Below are 16,695 nucleotides of genomic sequence, written 5' to 3'. Positions count from 1 at the left end.
CCCCAAATCAACACTGAACGCGTAACGGAATGTAAATCATGCCCGAGTTAGCCATCGCCGCTTCCGCTCGCCTATCTTATTCCCTTATGGATGCGGATGATGCTGAGCTGTTGTTTGAATTAGATCAAGACCCCGAGGTGATGAAGTACATTAATGGCGGCAAACCCAACTCCCGCGAGACAATTAATAGGGTAATGGTGCCGCGCATGCAGAGCTACCGTAACCCAGAGAAGGGTTGGGGTTTGTGGAAGGTGTGCGTGACAGAAACCGATCAATTTATTGGTTGGGTTTTAGTGCGTCCTAAGGGCTTTTTTACCGACGAGCCTGAATGGGATAACCTAGAGCTGGGTTGGCGTTTTTTGCGCGCTAGCTGGGGTAAGGGTTACTGTACCGAAGCTGCGCTGCAGCTTGCTAACGCATTGAGCGAACAGCCAAGTGTTAAGGTGTTATCGGCGCTTGCGTTACCCGATAACGCCGGGTCTATAAGCGTTATGAAAAAGCTGGGTATGATCTATGTGAAAACAGATTTGCATCGCGATCCGCTAGGTGACCAGCAAGTTGTTTTCTATCAGCGTCAGTTGCGTTAAACCTCCACGATTCCATAATTTGCTTGCAGCTTGCAGGGGCCGGCCATCCGGCTTGCAGCTTGCAGGGGCCCGAAGCGTCGGACCGAGCCATCCGGATTGCAGCTTGCCCCCCCCCAACTTTTTAATATCAAAAGCCCCATCTAGCCCATATGGCTTAGGTCATGGTGTGAATGGGCGTGTGCGCGTGCTTGCCGTAGAGTGCTCGGGTCAATTTACCAAGGGCAATTAGCGTGTTCTGTCTTATAAAATTACTCTCTCGTGCGCTACTGGCGTTAACTTTTGCGACCGTTTTGGCGGCTTGTGGTGGCGGTGATTCTCGCCCGAAAGAAGACCCTGCACCGGGTACCAACAACCCGATCGACACGGGCGATAGCGGCCAAGTTGATCACAGCCAAGTGACGCGTCAGTGGGCGCTGAATAACGAACAGTCTTCGCTTTTCTTTGTTACCACCAAAAAGCACCACGTGAGTGAGAAGGCGCATTTCAATGCCCTGTCAGGTAGCGTTTATAGCGATGGGCGAAGTGTTATTGAAGTTGATCTCAGCAGCGTTGACACCCTCAATGCCGTGCGCGATCAGCGCATGAAAGATGTGCTGTTTGAAACCGCAACCTTTGCTAGGGCCAGTGCTGAAATCAAGATTAATTACGATCTGGTGGAAAATCTGGCCGTGGGTGCCGAGCGCGAGCTGACCGGTAATTTGACCTTAGATTTACACGGCGTGTCGGCGCAGCTACCTGTGAGCTTGCGCATGGCGCGGCTGAGCGACAAACGTATTCTGGTTCGCACCTTGGCACCGGTTTTAGTTAATGGTTTGGACTTTTCCATGGGCGCAGGTTTCGACGAACTCAAGCGTTTAGCGAGTTTGACCTCCATAGGTGCAACCGTGCCGGTGAGCGTTCAGCTGATTTTTGAACGCGTCGAGGAGGGGCAATAATATGAAAAAGCTACTTTTAATGGGTGCAATCGCACTGGCCGTAAGCCAATCTGCGTGGGCGGTGGATTGCCAAAATGCCCAACCTTATCGCGCTGGCAACAGTTATCAAATAGGTGATCTAGTTACCTATAAAAATCAAACCTACACTTGTCGTGTGGCTGGCTGGTGTTCGTCTACATCGAGTTTTTACTATGCGCCGGCCGATGGCTTGGCGTGGCAGGAAGCTTGGTCGACGGCGAGTTGCGATAATGGGACTCAGCCGACACCAACGCCTACACCTACCCCTGTGCCGACACCGACACCTACACCTGTGCCGACGCCGACGCCGACACCTACCCCAACCCCTGAAGAGGTTGGCCAGTCTCATGCCGTTGAGTGGATTTTAGATTCCGCAAAATCAAACTTGCATTTTGTGACCACGAAAAAAGAACACGTGTCTGAGAACCAACATTTCACCGAGATGTCGGGCGACCTCACTAGCACTGGCGAGCTGCGCTTTAGCGTACCTTTGGCTAGCGTGGATACCGGCATTGAAATTCGCGACCAGCGCTTGCGCGACCTGCTGTTTGAAACAAATTTGCTACCCAGTTTGCAGGTGAGCGCTAACTTAGGCGCAAACTTTCTTGCGGGCTTGGCGATAGGCGAGCTGCAATCGCTGACGCTCGATGCGCAGATAAAACTGCACGGCGTTAGCCAAAACGTCTCCGCGCCCATAACCTTGTGGCGTATTAGCGCCAAGGAAATTCGCGCTTTCTCCGATGGCCCCCTCCTACTAGATGCGGCTAACTTTGCTATGGCGCAAGGCATTGAAATGCTGCGTGACATCGCCGGCCTTGCCAGTATTGGCAATCAAGTGCCCGTGTATCTAGACACCCGCTGGCAGCTTCAACCGGGTGAGCGCGATGCGTGGGCTGCGACGCCAGCCCAGCCTTTAAGTAGCCGAGTTGAATTTAATGCCCAAACCGCGTCGCTGCTGTTGCAATGGGCCGATATGAGCGTGAACGAAACTGCCTACCTGGTACAAAGCCAGCGCGATGGCGGTTATTGGAAAACCGAGGCCGAGCTGCCTGCCAATAGTCAGCAGCACAGTATTGCTTTAGATAGCGCCCAAACCTTGGCACTGCGCGTATTGGCGGTAAATGGCGATAGCCCTTCGGCGCTTTCGCCCGAGGTAAGCATTAGCGTTAGCGCGGCAGACTTAGGTATCGACGAGACGCCCGACGAAATTCCCGATGGTGGCACAGATTTAACCTCGACAGGGGCTCAACTCTATCAAGAGAAAGAATGCCAGGCATGCCACGGCGCCGACGGCACCGAGTTGGTGTCGCTGCTTGATCGCCCCATGAGCCAATCGGCATTGGCAGATTATGTGGATCAGAATATGCCCTTCGGCAATGCGTCGGCTTGTGTTGGCGATTGCGCCGATGCTGTGGCGGCCTACATAGTTGCGAACATTTATACCGGTTCTGACAATGGTGGCGGCTCAGGTGATGGCGCTGACAATGGTTCGGCTAATGGTTCGGGTAATGGCTCAGGTGGTGACTCAGGCGACGGCTCGGGATCTGATTCCGACAATGGCTCGGATTCAGGTGGCGGCACCGAAACTGGCGATGGCACCGATACAGAAACTGAAACTGAGATAGAGCCCGATGCCACTTTAGGCGCGCAATTTTACCGCGATCAAGGTTGCAGTAACTGCCATGGTACAGATGGCAATACCGGCCGTGAAATTATCAGCAACCAGCGTTCGCAAGCGGCCTTGGCGAGCTACATCAGCGCCAATATGCCCTTGGGTGGCAGCGGCAATTGTGTCGACGATTGCGCCGTGCACGTTGCCGCCTACATTCGCGAGAACCTGTATCAGGGCGAAGTGGCTGAAGCCGCTATCGGGCGAGGCGTGCGCGGTATTCGTTTGCTCACACCTTACGAATTTAAAAACACCGTGTTTGATCTCACCGGCGTGTTGTTGGCCGACGATGTGTTGCCTAAGGCCCATCACGACGACGATTTTAAATACCCAACTCAATCAGCCAAAGGCTTGGTTAACTACGCCGGTGCCAGCCGATACATGCAACTGGCCGAGCAGATAGCGGCCAGCGCCAACTTAACCAAACTCGGTTGTTCCGCTAGCGCCTGTACCGACGCACAGTTGGCAAACGCGGCAGAAAAACTTTGGCGCCGTTCGCTTACCGCAGCGGAGCAAGCAACCCAAGTGCAGTTTTACAACAGCTACGGCGCGCGCGATTGGCTGGCCAGCATGCTGTTGGCACCAGACTTTCTATACCGCTCTGAGTTAGGTGAGTGGAGCGCCGATGAGCAGGCCTACGTGCTTACCAGTTATGAAGTGGCTACGGCGCTGTCGTATCAGCTTTGGGGCACAACGCCAGACGCAGCGCTACTAGCCGCGGCGCGCAGCAATAGTTTGCAAACCTCAGACGCTATAGGCGCGAAAGCCGAAGCGATGATGGCCGACGCGCGCTTTGCCCAACACTTTGTCGACTTTATTCGCTACTACACCCACACCGACGGTTTGCCATCGGAGAAAACCAATCTATCTAGCGCCTTGATAGCAGCGATGGAAGGCGAACAAGAGCGCGCCGTAGCATTTTTGCTTAGCGAAGGTTCGGGCAGTTTTGCCGAACTGTTTAATCCTGGCTACTCCTTTGTGAACGGTACCCTAGCTAGTCACTATGGGATTGTTGGCGTGACCGGCAGCAGCTTTACGAAGGTGGCTACCTCTGATCAGCGCGGCGGATTGCTGCACCAAGGCTTCACGCAAATTATGAACTCAGATTTTGCCGCTACTTCGCTGGTAAAGCGCGGCAAGATGATTCGCGAAAACTTATTGTGTCACGACATGGGGGTGCCCGTCGGCATCGATCCCGCCACCATCGAAATGCCCGAGCATGCGATTACGACCCGCGAGCGCTGGAATGTCATCACCGGGCCAGATGCGAGCGAAGGGCAATGTTGGCAGTGCCATAAATTGATGAACGAACCAGGTTCTGCCTTGGAAAATTTCGACCAAACCGGCCGCTATCGCAGCACAGAAATCGCCTACAACGCGCCCAGTGTGGAGCTGGCCATTAATGCCTCCGGTATCTTGCGCAGCAACGACGGCGATAACGAGCTGACTTACTTCAACGATGCGCGCGAGCTGACCAGTTTCCTTGCCCAATCAAGCGAAGCGAAAGCGTGTTTTGCCGATAGCTATTACCGCTACAGTGCCGGTCATCGTGTGGACGCGGCTGTGATCGCGGTGGGCGACGAGCAAGCCGATGCATTTATTGCCAGCGGCAATATTAAGGCGTTAGTGAAAAGCACGTTAACCTCAACGGCGTTTCAATTCCGGGTTGATCGCTAAAACCTGCTGGGTAATTTTTCACGCGAAAGCAGATGGCCAGTGTTGTACTGGCCATGTGGCTTAGGCCCTGTGGGCAATAGTTTTCCTTTCCTCGCTCGGTAAACTAAGCGTCTATCTACAGTTTCAAACTATATAAATTTTCAAGCTATATGAAGTCTCAAATTGTGTTCACACAGGTGCGCAAAAGACGACGTAAGCCAGAGTTGAATTAAGGTTAGTATCACCATGAATAGACGTCGTTTTTTACAATCCCTTTTAGCGGGTTCTGCCGCAGCGCCGCTGTCCATGGCGGGCTTCAGCAATTTGGCCTTTGCCGCTGGCAGCCCAAAATTAAAAGTGGTGTTTGCGGTGATTCCCGATGGCTTTGGCGTAGATCCCTATGGTGGCTACAACAAAGGCTTGTGGTTTCCTGAAGCGGGTGGCGCGAAAGATACTGGCAATTTTCAGCTCAATGAGATGTCGAACCACTTAAGCGCTTATAAAAACCAAGCGGTTTTTTTGAAAGGTCTTATAGTCGGTTCTGGCACCGGTGGCCACAATGCTTGGACCACCATCCTGCGCGATTCAAACGCCAGTAAAACCTCCATCGACTTATTGTTAGGGGATCAATTGCGCGGTTCCAATGCTCTGCTGAAGCGCATTTATGCCGGACCACATGCGACGGTGGGTGCAGCCTGGAATGTTTCCTATGAAAACGGTTCTATGGTTGTGCCGGAAATTAATCCCTATCAATTATTTAACCAGGTGTACGGCAGCTCGGCGCCAACGGGTTCAACCAGCACGTCGCGCAGTCACATTTTTGATAACGCCAATAATCGTATTCAAGCCCTGCGCTCGCGCTTGGGCAACGCGGAAAAAGCCAAGCTCGATACGCACTTGGATGCAGTTGAGCAAGTGGTAATGGATATGGATGCTTCTGTGCCGGTGGCCGATGCTTGCGACCCGAGTTCTGCCTCGCCAGCTGAAGGGTTGGTGTCTACTTCGGCAGATTACCGCGACGAAGTAACACGCGCCCATTGCAACATTGTCGCCGGCGGTTTGAGCTGTGGCTCATCGCGCGTGGCGACAGTTCAGATTGGTCGCAGTGCCGATCCGGTGGCAATCAAATCGGTTTCTTCTACGCGAAACCCGCATGATTGCGCGCATCGCTATGGCAGCGTTACCGAGTGGCGCGACTCGCGCGCTTGGTACATGAAACAAGTGAAATATTTACTCGATCGATTAAGCGCGATGCCCGACCCAGATGTCAGCGGTGACAGTTTGCTCGATCACACGCTAGTGGTTCTAACCAGTGAAATGGCCGATGGCGCACCCGAGCATATGCAAGATGTGCCGGTAACCTTAATCGGTGGCGCTTCCGGGTTGTTAAAACACAACGGTGGTCGGTTTATGGATTTATATGATATCGGCGAGCGTAGCCATTGGGCGATGGGTAAAGCTGTGGATATGCAGCGGGTATGGGCCACCATTGGGCGCGCCGCTGGTGTGGAAGTGCCCTATGGTGGCAATACATCGTCTATTCCGAATCTCTTTACTAACGTTTAGGTTTGTTGCGCTTAGGTTTTCTTTTTAGAATTAGATTCGGGCCTAAACGTTTACGCGCTAAACTAGGTCTGTCCGTTTTGCTTCAGTGAGTTGTGTCCTTTGCCAGCCCGTTATAGAAATAGCGGGCTGGCGCTTTTATTTTTATTCTGACCCACCCAACAAATAAGTAGATTGGCCCTTTCTGCTGTCTACTATATTGATAGCTGTTAGGTGCAATTGCCGGGTTTTTCGCTGCTAAGCGCGCGAGCCACTTTCGACTGGCTTACGCGCCCGAGGCTTGCGCAAATATTTTTACCTGCAGTAATCACCGCTTGTAGATCCACACCGTGTGCGATTCCCAAGCCATTTAACAAGTAGATGACATCTTCGGTGGCGACATTGCCCGACGCACCTTTCGCGTAGGGGCAGCCGCCTAGGCCGGCCACGGAGCTATCGAAAACCGATACGCCCATTTGAAACGCGCGATAAATATTGGCGATGGCTTGGCCATAGGTATCGTGCGCGTGTAGCGCGAGCTTTTCGAGCGGCACTTTCTTGTTGGTTAGCTCGATGACGCGTTCAATGTTGGCGGGCGTACCGGTTCCAATAGTGTCGCCTAAGGAAATTTCATAGCAGCCGGCTTGAAATAGAATGTCGGATACCTCGGCTACCTTGCTTGGTGCAATGTCACCTTCATAGGGGCAACCAGCGATGCAGGATACGTAGCCGCGCACGGGAATATTTTGCGCCCTTGCGGCAGTTAAAATAGGTGCGAAGCGTTCGATACTCTCTTCGATAGAGCAATTAATATTTTTCTGGCTAAAGGCTTCAGACGCCGCCGCAAATATAGCAACTTCATCGGCGCCCGCTGCAATAGCCCGTTCAAAACCCACCATATTTGGGGTGAGCGCGGCGTAGCTAACCCCGGCTTTTCGCGCGATGCCTGCAAACACTTCCTCGCTACCGGCCATTTGCGGAACCCATTTAGGGTTCACAAAACTACCGGCCTCAATAAATTTCAACCCGGCATTGCTGAGCGCGTTGACCAGCGCCACCTTATCGGCGACGGCGATAGGTTGCTTCTCATTCTGCAGCCCGTCGCGCGGGCCCACTTCGACAATTTTTACGGAACTTGGAAAGTTCATTAGACAATTTTTCCACTATCAGCATTAATTTTGCAGCTTGCAGCTTGCAGCTTGCAGCTTGCAGCTTGCAGCTTGCAGCTTGCAGCTTGCAGCTTGCAGCTTGCAGCTTGCAGCCTTCTACTCATTTTCCTTCTTTTCAAAATCCACCAGCAACGCACCACCGTCTACTAATTCTCCAGCGGCGAAAAAGAATTGTTTAACTTGACCCGCGGCTGGCGCTTTAATGGTGTGTTCCATTTTCATCGCCTCCATCACAAGTAAGGGCGTGCCGGCCTCGACGGGCTGCCCGACTTTAACCAGTTGGGTCACTAGCGTGCCATTCATCGGCGCGGTGAGGCCGCCGGCGTGCTGCATGTCGGCCTGGTCGGCGATGTCTGGCAGCTGGCGCGAGAAATTCAGTACGTGGTTATTACAGAACAGGCTAATGTGATTGTTATCTTCGGTCACTTGCAGTTTCTGCCGGTGGCCATCCATATCGGCAATTAAATGATTGCCGACCAAGTTGCCCTGTAAGGTTCGGGTTTGGCCATTGTGAGAAACTAAGTAGCGGCTGCTGGGGCCGTCGCCTTGTTGATCGACGATGAGCAGGTGCTCGACGCTGTGCACTCGTATAGAAAACTTGTGCTGCCGACTGCCGTGCACGCGCCAGGCATCGGCGCGATTCCATGGCGAGTTTGCATCCACATGAGCGGCGGCGGCCAGTGCCGCTTGTGTTTGTGCAAGTGCTAAATACAGCGCCGCAAACGGCAAGTATTGCTCCAGCAGTTCACCATCCTTCTTAAAAATTAACGACTGGTGCTTCTCGATAAAGCCAGTATCTAAATCGGCGGCGCGAAAGGGTTCGGTGCTGATTAAGTTATACAAGAAGGATAGGTTGGTGGTCATGCCGCCAATACGATACTCGCTCAGCGCTTGTTGCAAGCGCCGTAGGGCGCTGTCGCGATCCCGGCCCCAGACCACCAGTTTTGCGATCATCGGGTCGTAATACACACTTACCTCATCGCCCTGACGTACACCGGTTTCTACCCGCACGTGTGGCGTTTCTAGCGGTGTTTCTAAATAGGACAGGGTGCCGGTGACGGGTAAAAAATCCTTGTCTGGATCTTCGGCGTAGATACGCGTTTCGAATGAGTGGCCGTCTATGCGCAGTTGATCTTGGCTGAGCGGTAAAATTTCATCGGCGGCGACACGCAATTGCCACTCCACCAAATCTTGGTGGGTGATCATTTCGGTGACCGGATGTTCCACTTGCAGGCGGGTGTTCATCTCCATGAAATAAAATGAGCCGTCGTGGTCTAACAGAAACTCAACCGTGCCTGCGCCAGCGTAACTAATGGCTTGCGCGGCGGTGAGTGCGGCTTCGCCCATGGCCGAGCGCAATGCTGGGTCCATGCCCGGTGCCGGTGCTTCTTCTACTACTTTTTGGTGTCGGCGCTGAACGCTGCAATCGCGTTCGAACAGGTAAACGCCGTTGCTGTGATTGTCGCAAAAAACTTGAATTTCTACGTGGCGCGGTTGGGTGAGATATTTTTCCACCAACATTTTGTCGTCGCCAAAGGCGTTCATGGCTTCGCGCTTGGCGGCGTTTAAGGCTTCATCGAATTCAGCTTCCGACCAGACCTGACGCATACCCTTGCCACCACCGCCGGCGGCGGCTTTGAGTAAGACGGGGTAGCCCATGGCGTTGGCGTGTTTTTTGATGAGCGCCGGCGACTGGTCGTCGCCGTGATAGCCGGGTACCAAAGGCACGCCTGCTTTTTCCATAATGGTTTTGGCGGCAGACTTCGAGCCCATGGCTTCAATGGCGCCTAAAGGCGGGCCGATAAATACCACGCCTTGTTCGGCACAGGCTTTAGCAAAACCGGCGTTTTCCGATAAAAATCCGTAGCCAGGGTGAATGGCTTCCGCTTTCGTTTTCAGCGCCGCAGCGAGAATTTTGTCGCCGCATAGATAACTTTCGCGCGAGGGTGCTGGGCCTATGTGAATGGCTTCGTCGGCCATGGCCACGTGCAAGCTGTGGCGGTCGGCATCCGAGTAAACGGCGACAGTTCTAATGCCGAGCTTGCGCGCTGTGCGAATAACGCGACAGGCAATTTCACCGCGATTGGCAATTAATATTTTACTGAACATGTTATCTCCCTAAGAAGCCTGCCACTGAGGTTTGCGTTTTTGCAGGAAAGCTTGCAAGCCTTCCTGCCCCTCCTGTGAAACACGAATGGCGGCAATGCGCGCGCTGGTGTCATCAATTAACGTTTGGTTGATGGGGCGGTTGGCAACATCGAACACCAATTGCTTGGCGGCGCTTAAGGCCGCTGGGCTGTTGTTCAATAAATTACCGATGGCCGCTTCGATGGCTTGATTTAATTCATTCTCATCTACCACTTCACTGACTAGACCTATCGCCTTGGCTTTTTCTGCATCAAATCGTTCAGCCGTTAAAAAATAGCGGCGCGCGGCGCGCTCGCCCATGGCTGTTATTACGTAGGGGCTGATGGTGGCCGGTATTAAGCCGATCTTCACTTCGCTCAAGCAAAAACTTGCGCGCGTGGAGGCAAAGGCTAGATCACAACAGCTCACTAAGCCCACGGCGCCACCAAAAGCTGCGCCCTGTACTTTTGCCAGTGTGGGAAAAGGTAAATGATTTAACGTGAATAACATCTTGGCCAGCGCGTCGGCGTCGCGGCGATTTTCTGCCAAGCTATAGCTCGCCATGCGTTGCATCCACGCGAGGTCGGCACCGGCGGAAAAAGATTTTCCCTCGGCCGCCAATACTAAAGCGCGAACACTTTTATCCTCTCGCGCTTTATCGAAGGCTGCTTGCAACTGTTCAATCACGCTGTCGTCGAAAGCGTTGTGTTTTTCTGGCTGGTTCATGGTGACTGTTACAACACCACGGGTATCTTTTTGGTAATCAATAGTCATTGTCGGCTCCACCTATTACATGCGGAACACGCCAAAGCGTGTGTCGTCGATGGATTTATTAAGGCTGGCGGAAAGCGCTAAGCCGAGCACTCGACGGGTATCGGCGGGGTCGATCACGCCGTCATCCCAAAGTCGCGCCGAGGCGTAGTAGGGGTGGCCCTGCGCTTCGTAGGTATCGATAACCGGCTGTTTAAAGGCTGCTTCTTCCTCGGCTGTCCAGCTGTCGCCGGTTTTTTCCATTTGGTCTTTCTTGATTTGCGCCAGTACGCCTGCGGCTTGCTCGCCGCCCATGACGGAAATACGCGCGTTAGGCCACATGAATAAAAACCGGGGATCGTAAGCGCGGCCACACATGCCGTAGTTGCCGGCGCCGAATGATCCGCCAATTAAGACGGTGAGTTTCGGCACTTGGGCGCAGGCCACGGCGGTGACCATCTTGGCGCCGTGCTTGGCAATACCGCCGGCTTCGTATTGGCGACCGACCATAAAGCCGGTGATATTCTGTAAAAAGACCAGTGGAATTTTCCGCTGCGCGCACAGCTCGACAAAGTGCGCGCCTTTTTGTGCCGACTCGCTAAATAGAATGCCGTTGTTAGCCACTATGCCCACAGGGTAACCGTAAATCCGGGCGAAGCCACACACCAAGGTTGTGCCATAGAGGGCTTTGAACTCGTCGAATTCTGAACCGTCGACAACGCGGGCGATAATCTCGCGCACGTCGTAGGGTTTGCGCGTGTCTTTCGGTATAACGCCGTAAATTTCTTTCGCGTCGTACAAAGGTTCGACCGCATCGCGCACATCTAACTGCTGCGGCTTTTTGCGGTTTAACCGGCCCACGGCATTGCGCACGAGTTGCAGTGCGTGATGATCGTTTTGGGCAAAGTGGTCGGCCACGCCGGAGGTGCGACAGTGCACATCGGCACCGCCTAAATCTTCGGCCGATACCACCTCGCCAGTGGCGGCTTTTACCAGTGGCGGGCCACCTAAAAAGATGGTGCCTTGCTCTTTGACGATAATGGATTCATCGGCCATTGCCGGCACATAGGCGCCGCCGGCGGTACAGGAGCCCATCACTGCGGCAATTTGCGCTATGCCTTTAGCCGACATGTTAGCCTGATTAAAAAAGATGCGGCCGAAGTGCTCGCGATCGGGAAATACATCGTCTTGGCGCGGCAAATTTGCACCACCGGAATCTACTAAATAAATACAGGGCAAATTATTTTGATCGGCAATGGTTTGCGCGCGTAAATGTTTCTTAACCGATAGCGGATAATAGGAACCACCTTTTACCGTGGCATCGTTAGCAACAATGATGCACTCCTGGCCGTTAACCCGACCAATACCGGTGATGACGCCAGCGGCGGGAACCACATCGTCATAAACATTGAATGCCGCCAGCGCCGACAACTCTAAAAACGGCGAGCCGGGGTCGAGCAGAGCATCGATGCGGTCGCGCGCCAATAATTTTCCGCGCTCCACGTGCCGAGCCTGCGCCTTCTCGCCGCCGCCTTGGTGAATGGAAAGCAAAGTTTTTTGCAAGTCATCCACCTGCGCCTGTAAGTGTTCGGCATTGGCGATGAAATCTTCCGCGCGCGGATTTATCTGCGTTTTTAAAATGGGCATAGCAGGAACGCTCCTTTGTCGGTCGCGATAAGCAGTTTACAGGTGACAGCTAAGCGGATGGCCGCCCCCAGGAAGGTCAAGCCAGCGGCATTCTGCTGCGCCTTTGATGTCCGCTTTTCCTGGGGGCGGCCATCCGCTTAACTGTATCCTGTAAGCTGTTTACTTTTTTATTTCGTTTCATTAAATAATTCGCGGCCGATTAACATGCGGCGAATTTCGCTGGTGCCGGCACCGATTTCGTACAGCTTGGCGTCGCGCAATAAACGGCCGGTGGCGAACTCGTTGATGTAGCCGTTACCACCTAACAGTTGGATAGCATCGAGCGCCATTTTGGTTGCCATCTCGGCGGTGTATAAAATCACCGCGGCGGCGTCTTTGCGTGATTCTTCACCGCGATCACAGGCTTTAGCCACATTGTATAAATAAGATTTAGAGGCGTTCATGCCGGCGTACATATCGGCGAGCTTGCCTTGCACCAATTGAAATTGGCCGATGCTTTGGTTGAACTGTTTTCTGTCGTGTACGTAGGGCACCACGATATCCATACAGGCACTCATGATGCCGGTGGGGCCGCCGGAAAGCACGGTGCGCTCGTAATCTAAACCGCTCATCAACACAGCCACACCGCGACCTTCGCCGCCTAAAATATTTTCCGCCGGCACTTCGCAATCTTGAAATACCAGCTCACAGGTGTTCGAGCCGCGCATGCCCAATTTGTCGAGTTTTTGGTGGCGAGAAAAACCTTTGTAATCGCGCTCGACGATAAACGCGGTCATGCCTTTGGAGCCGGCGTTGATATCCGTTTTGGCGTAGATCACATAGGTGTGGGCATCTGGGCCGTTGGTGATCCACATCTTGTTGCCGTTTAGCACATAGTGATCGCCTTTCTTTTCGGCGCGCAACTTCATCGATACCACGTCGCTGCCGGCGTTGGGCTCGCTCATGGCGAGCGCGCCAATGTGTTCGCCGCTACACAACTTGGGCAAGTATTTTTGCTTCTGGGCTTCGGTGCCGTTTTTTGTGAATTTGGTTGACGCACAAATTCGAATGGGCGCCGTAGGACAAACCGACGGAAGCCGAGGCGCGGGAAATTTCTTCCATGGCGACCACGTGTGCCAAGTAGCCCATGTCGGTGCCGCCGTATTCTTCCTTAACGGTCATGCCGAGCAGGCCCATGTCGCCAAACTTTTTCCACATATCCATGGGGAATTCATTGTCGCTGTCGATTTGTGCGGCGCGCGGCGCCAGCTCGCCTTGGCTGAACTGGTAAACGCTATCGCGCAGCATGTCGACGTCTTCGCCGAGGCCGAAATTCAGAGTGGGGTAGGGAAAGCTCATGGGGTGTCCTCGCTAAGGCTGGATTATTGTTTCGAGTTAAGGGATTGCTGGCAGCGTTGCTCGGCTTCATCGAGCTCGGCCAGCATGATGTCGATATCGCGTTTCTGGGCTTCGAGCGCTTGCCGGCGCTCTTGGATTTTGCCGATGAGGCGGGTCAATTGGCTGGCGTTGTCTGAGCCAGGGTTGTACATGCCGATGATTTCGCCGCTGTCTTCCAAGCTCAGGCCGAGGCGCTTGCCGCGCAGAATGAGTTTTAGCTTGACCCGGTCGGCTGGGGTATAGAGCCGAGTTTGACCCTTGCGGGCGGGGCTGAGCAGGCCCTTATCTTCATAAAAGCGAATGGTGCGCGTGGTGATGTCGAACTCGCGCGCCAAGTCTGAGATGGTAAAGGTGTCGCTCATGGGGCTTTTACTCGTCCTTTTGCTCGCTTTTGCGCACCGGTCGGCTGCCGGCCGCTATACAGACGTAAACAGCCCATTACTCTAGCCAAAGTTTACGTTAACGTAAAGGTAAGCATTGATCTAAACAGCTATCTGTTAACAACTGTGGGCAATAAAGGAGGAATAAAGGAGGCGATTAATCCCGAAGTCAGGTCTGTACTGGCGGGCTATTGGAGAATAGCCCTGCGCGCTCGGCCTCGTGCAAGATAGGTCTGTTTGCTAGGCGGATGGCCGCGCCCTAAACCGCCATCAGACCAAAGGCGCATAGCCTAACGCTCATTCTTTAGGTTAGGCTCGGGCATTCAATAGGGGATAAGTGGATGAGCCGTTTTATTGTATTAGCCGCCATTGGCTTTGTTAGTAGCCTGTCTGCGCAAGCCGAATTACCGGCGCTAAAACTCGAGTCGCAAATCACCGTATCCGGTATTTCCTCCGGCGGTTACATGGCTACACAATTTCATCTGGCGCACTCAAGCCTCGTCGACGGTGCGGCAATCGTCGCCGCCGGGCCCTGGTATTGCGCGCAAAATGATTTAGGGCAGGCGTTGCAAAGCTGCGTGGATAAAGCCGAGCCGGCGGTGGATTTAGCTGTGTTACAAAGCAAAGCCGAAGCGCTGGCGAAGGCGGGAAAAATTGATGCCTTAACTGGGCTGCGGGGCGATCGCGTTTGGCTGTTGCACGGCAGTTTGGATACCAAGGTTTCGGCACGAGTGTCCGACCAATTACACGCGCAATATGCCGCTTGGGTCGACGCCACTGACTTGATTTATCTGAACGACAAAGCCTTCCACCATACGCTGCCCACCGTTGCGGCTGGCAGTGATTGCGACAAATCTGAAGCGCCTTATTTGGGGCGCTGCAACTACGACGCTGCGGGTGCCATGCTGACCCATTTGTTAGGCGAGTTGAAGGCGCCCAAAGATGATGTTTCAGGCGAATTGCATAGCTTTGACCAACAGGAATTGGGCGGCGAATCGGCGGGCGGCCTCGCCGATGAGGGTTTTATTTATATCCCAGCGCAATGCGCTAAGGGTGAATCTTGCCAATTGCACGTGAGCTTTCACGGTTGTCAGCAAAATGCCGACGCTATTGGCGACGCCTATGCGCGCGAGGCCGGCTTCAACCGCTGGGCCGACGCCAATAATTTGGTGGTGCTTTACCCGCAAACCCGCAAGAGTTTGTTTGCGCCATTAAACCCAAAAGCCTGCTGGGACTGGTGGGGTTACACCGGCGCTGATTACACCAGCAAAGATGGCGCGCAAATTAAGGCGGTTAAAACGATGATTGAGCAGCTCTCGCTCTGAGTTTGATTTGCGTTAGCGCAGGGTCTTAATTTGGGCGCTAAACAGGGGCGATATCTTATTCAATTGATAGGATCGGATAGATATTTCTGAAGCTCGCAAGTTAACCGGGAAACTGGATATCAAAACGAGTTGGTGCTTCAGGTTTGATTTCAAGACTTCCGTCGAGTTGATCTGTCAGCGATTCAACCAGTCGTAAACCGAGAGATTCGCTTGGCTGGCCCTGCAGTTTATGGGCTATACCGATGCCATTGTCGACAACCGAGAGCCGAATTTGACTGTCGTCTATCCGCTTCAGCGCCACGTCTATCGTGCCTGTGCGATTTTTCGGGAAGGCGTGTTTCATCGCATTTGACACAAGTTCGTTGATGATAAGGCCCAGCGGAATACTGACATCGATAGTTAGAAATATGTCGTCGATCTCGGTGCTGAGTCGTATGCCTGAATTGTTATTGACCCCGTAGGATTGGGCGAGATTGTCGACCAACTGGCGCGTTACTTTGGCGATGTCGACGCGCGAAAAATCGTGCGACTGATAGAGCGTTTGGTGAATCATAGCCATCGATTTTATCCGGCTCTGGCTGTCCAGTAATAAGGAAATTGCCTTCGAGTCCTTCATTGTGCCGAGTTGCATAGCGATTAGGCTGTCGATGATTTGTAGGTTGTTTTTGACCCGGTGGTGTATTTCAGACAGCATCACCTCCTTTTCTCGCAATGTGGCCTTTAGGCTCTCTTCCTGTCGCTTGCGCTCGGTGATGTCCACCACTGAAGCAAGAATCATCATCCCCTGCAGCGTCTTGATCGGATTTAGACCAATTTCTACCGGAAATTCCGAACCATTTCTGTGTCGGGCGTAGAGATCCCGGCCCTTACCCATGGCGCGGGAGACGGGGTGAGTATAATAATTGTGCCGTAAACCTGGGTGGTTGGCTTTGAATCGGTCGGGCACAAGCAGGGTGATATCCCTGCCGATGAGCTCCTCGCGAGCATAGCCGAACTGTATTTCTGCCATACTGTTGACCAGTGTAATCTTGCCTTCGGCATCGGTCATCAACATACCATTGGGGGCCGCCTCCACTGCCAGCCTTATCATTTCTTGGGCTCTACGTCGTTCGGTTATGTCGACGATAGCGGCAAGCACGAGTACACCTTCAGCGGTATTGATCGGATTCAGGCCGATCTCCACTGGAAACTCTGTGCCGTCGCGGTGCAGGCCGTAAAGCTCCCGCCCATGACCCATGGCGCGGGACTGTGGCTGGGTAAAAAATTGTTGTCTGAGGTGAGGGTGCTGGCTGCGATAACGTTCAGGTACGAGTTGCTCAATGGGCTGGCCTATCAGCGCCTCGCGTGGATGACCAAATAGGCTTTCAACGGCGCTATTCACGAGCACAATACGGCCCTCGATATCAATCATTACCATGCCGTTGGGCGAAGCTTCTACCGCTAGACGCATAACATCGTCTTGGTGTGAGCCGGCACTCAGGTTAATGGTGATTCCGGCGTCTTGTTCGTGCAT

General features: G+C 53.4%; 11 protein-coding genes and 1 pseudogene. 5 read left to right on the top strand and 7 right to left on the bottom strand.

Features of this window, described 5'->3' with window-relative positions; genetic code table 11:
* Positions 1-38: 38 nt before the first annotated feature.
* The 4 genes from QWY82_RS02410 to QWY82_RS02395 all read left to right on the top strand — a co-directional run bounded on the left by QWY82_RS02410 (position 39) and on the right by QWY82_RS02395 (position 6,431).
* On the top strand, positions 39-587 hold the full coding sequence (locus tag QWY82_RS02410) for a GNAT family N-acetyltransferase (RefSeq protein ID WP_290259552.1): 549 nt from the start codon (positions 39-41) through the stop codon (positions 585-587).
* 230 nt (positions 588-817) lie between these two features.
* Positions 818-1,522 (top strand): YceI family protein, encoded by a 705-nt coding sequence (locus tag QWY82_RS02405; protein ID WP_290259551.1) that lies wholly within the window; start codon positions 818-820, stop codon positions 1,520-1,522.
* A gap of 1 nt (position 1,523) precedes the next feature.
* Complete coding sequence (locus QWY82_RS02400; RefSeq protein WP_290259550.1) at positions 1,524-4,886, top strand: DUF1592 domain-containing protein; 3,363 nt, start codon at positions 1,524-1,526, stop codon at positions 4,884-4,886.
* A 225-nt stretch (positions 4,887-5,111) separates the two neighbouring features.
* Positions 5,112-6,431: a DUF1552 domain-containing protein gene (locus QWY82_RS02395; protein WP_290259549.1), complete on the top strand. Its 1,320-nt coding sequence runs from the start codon at positions 5,112-5,114 to the stop codon at positions 6,429-6,431.
* Between the two features lie 206 nt (positions 6,432-6,637).
* Here the strand turns inward: QWY82_RS02395 and QWY82_RS02390 are convergent, their stop codons facing one another.
* The 6 genes and pseudogenes from QWY82_RS02390 to QWY82_RS02365 all read right to left on the bottom strand — a co-directional run bounded on the left by QWY82_RS02390 (position 6,638) and on the right by QWY82_RS02365 (position 13,839).
* Positions 6,638-7,555: a hydroxymethylglutaryl-CoA lyase gene (locus QWY82_RS02390; RefSeq protein WP_290259548.1), complete on the bottom strand. Its 918-nt coding sequence runs from the start codon at positions 7,553-7,555 to the stop codon at positions 6,638-6,640.
* A 117-nt stretch (positions 7,556-7,672) separates the two neighbouring features.
* The gene (locus QWY82_RS02385; protein ID WP_290259547.1) at positions 7,673-9,685 is read right to left on the bottom strand and encodes an acetyl/propionyl/methylcrotonyl-CoA carboxylase subunit alpha; all 2,013 of its coding nucleotides are present in this window, start codon (positions 9,683-9,685) and stop codon (positions 7,673-7,675) included.
* Positions 9,686-9,694: 9 nt separating this feature from the next.
* On the bottom strand, positions 9,695-10,477 hold the full coding sequence (locus QWY82_RS02380) for an enoyl-CoA hydratase/isomerase family protein (protein WP_290259546.1): 783 nt from the start codon (positions 10,475-10,477) through the stop codon (positions 9,695-9,697).
* A 15-nt stretch (positions 10,478-10,492) separates the two neighbouring features.
* Complete coding sequence (locus tag QWY82_RS02375; RefSeq protein WP_290259545.1) at positions 10,493-12,100, bottom strand: carboxyl transferase domain-containing protein; 1,608 nt, start codon at positions 12,098-12,100, stop codon at positions 10,493-10,495.
* Positions 12,101-12,267: 167 nt separating this feature from the next.
* Positions 12,268-13,438 (bottom strand): annotated as a pseudogene (locus tag QWY82_RS02370) (isovaleryl-CoA dehydrogenase).
* A gap of 23 nt (positions 13,439-13,461) precedes the next feature.
* On the bottom strand, positions 13,462-13,839 hold the full coding sequence (locus QWY82_RS02365) for a MerR family transcriptional regulator (protein WP_290259544.1): 378 nt from the start codon (positions 13,837-13,839) through the stop codon (positions 13,462-13,464).
* A gap of 359 nt (positions 13,840-14,198) precedes the next feature.
* Here QWY82_RS02365 and QWY82_RS02360 point away from each other — a divergent pair, with 359 nt between their 5' ends.
* Positions 14,199-15,182 carry an extracellular catalytic domain type 2 short-chain-length polyhydroxyalkanoate depolymerase gene (locus tag QWY82_RS02360; RefSeq protein ID WP_290259543.1) on the top strand — a complete coding sequence of 328 codons (984 nt, stop codon included), beginning with the start codon at positions 14,199-14,201 and terminating at the stop codon, positions 15,180-15,182.
* A gap of 100 nt (positions 15,183-15,282) precedes the next feature.
* Here QWY82_RS02360 and QWY82_RS02355 read toward each other — a convergent pair whose 3' ends face one another.
* Positions 15,283-16,695: a sensor histidine kinase gene (locus tag QWY82_RS02355; protein WP_290259542.1), complete on the bottom strand. Its 1,413-nt coding sequence runs from the start codon at positions 16,693-16,695 to the stop codon at positions 15,283-15,285.

Source organism: Simiduia curdlanivorans, from assembly GCF_030409605.1.
GTDB lineage: Bacteria > Pseudomonadota > Gammaproteobacteria > Pseudomonadales > Cellvibrionaceae > Simiduia > Simiduia curdlanivorans.
Note: the sequence above shows the minus strand (reverse complement) of the source record. Positions and strands in the feature narration are given on the sequence as shown.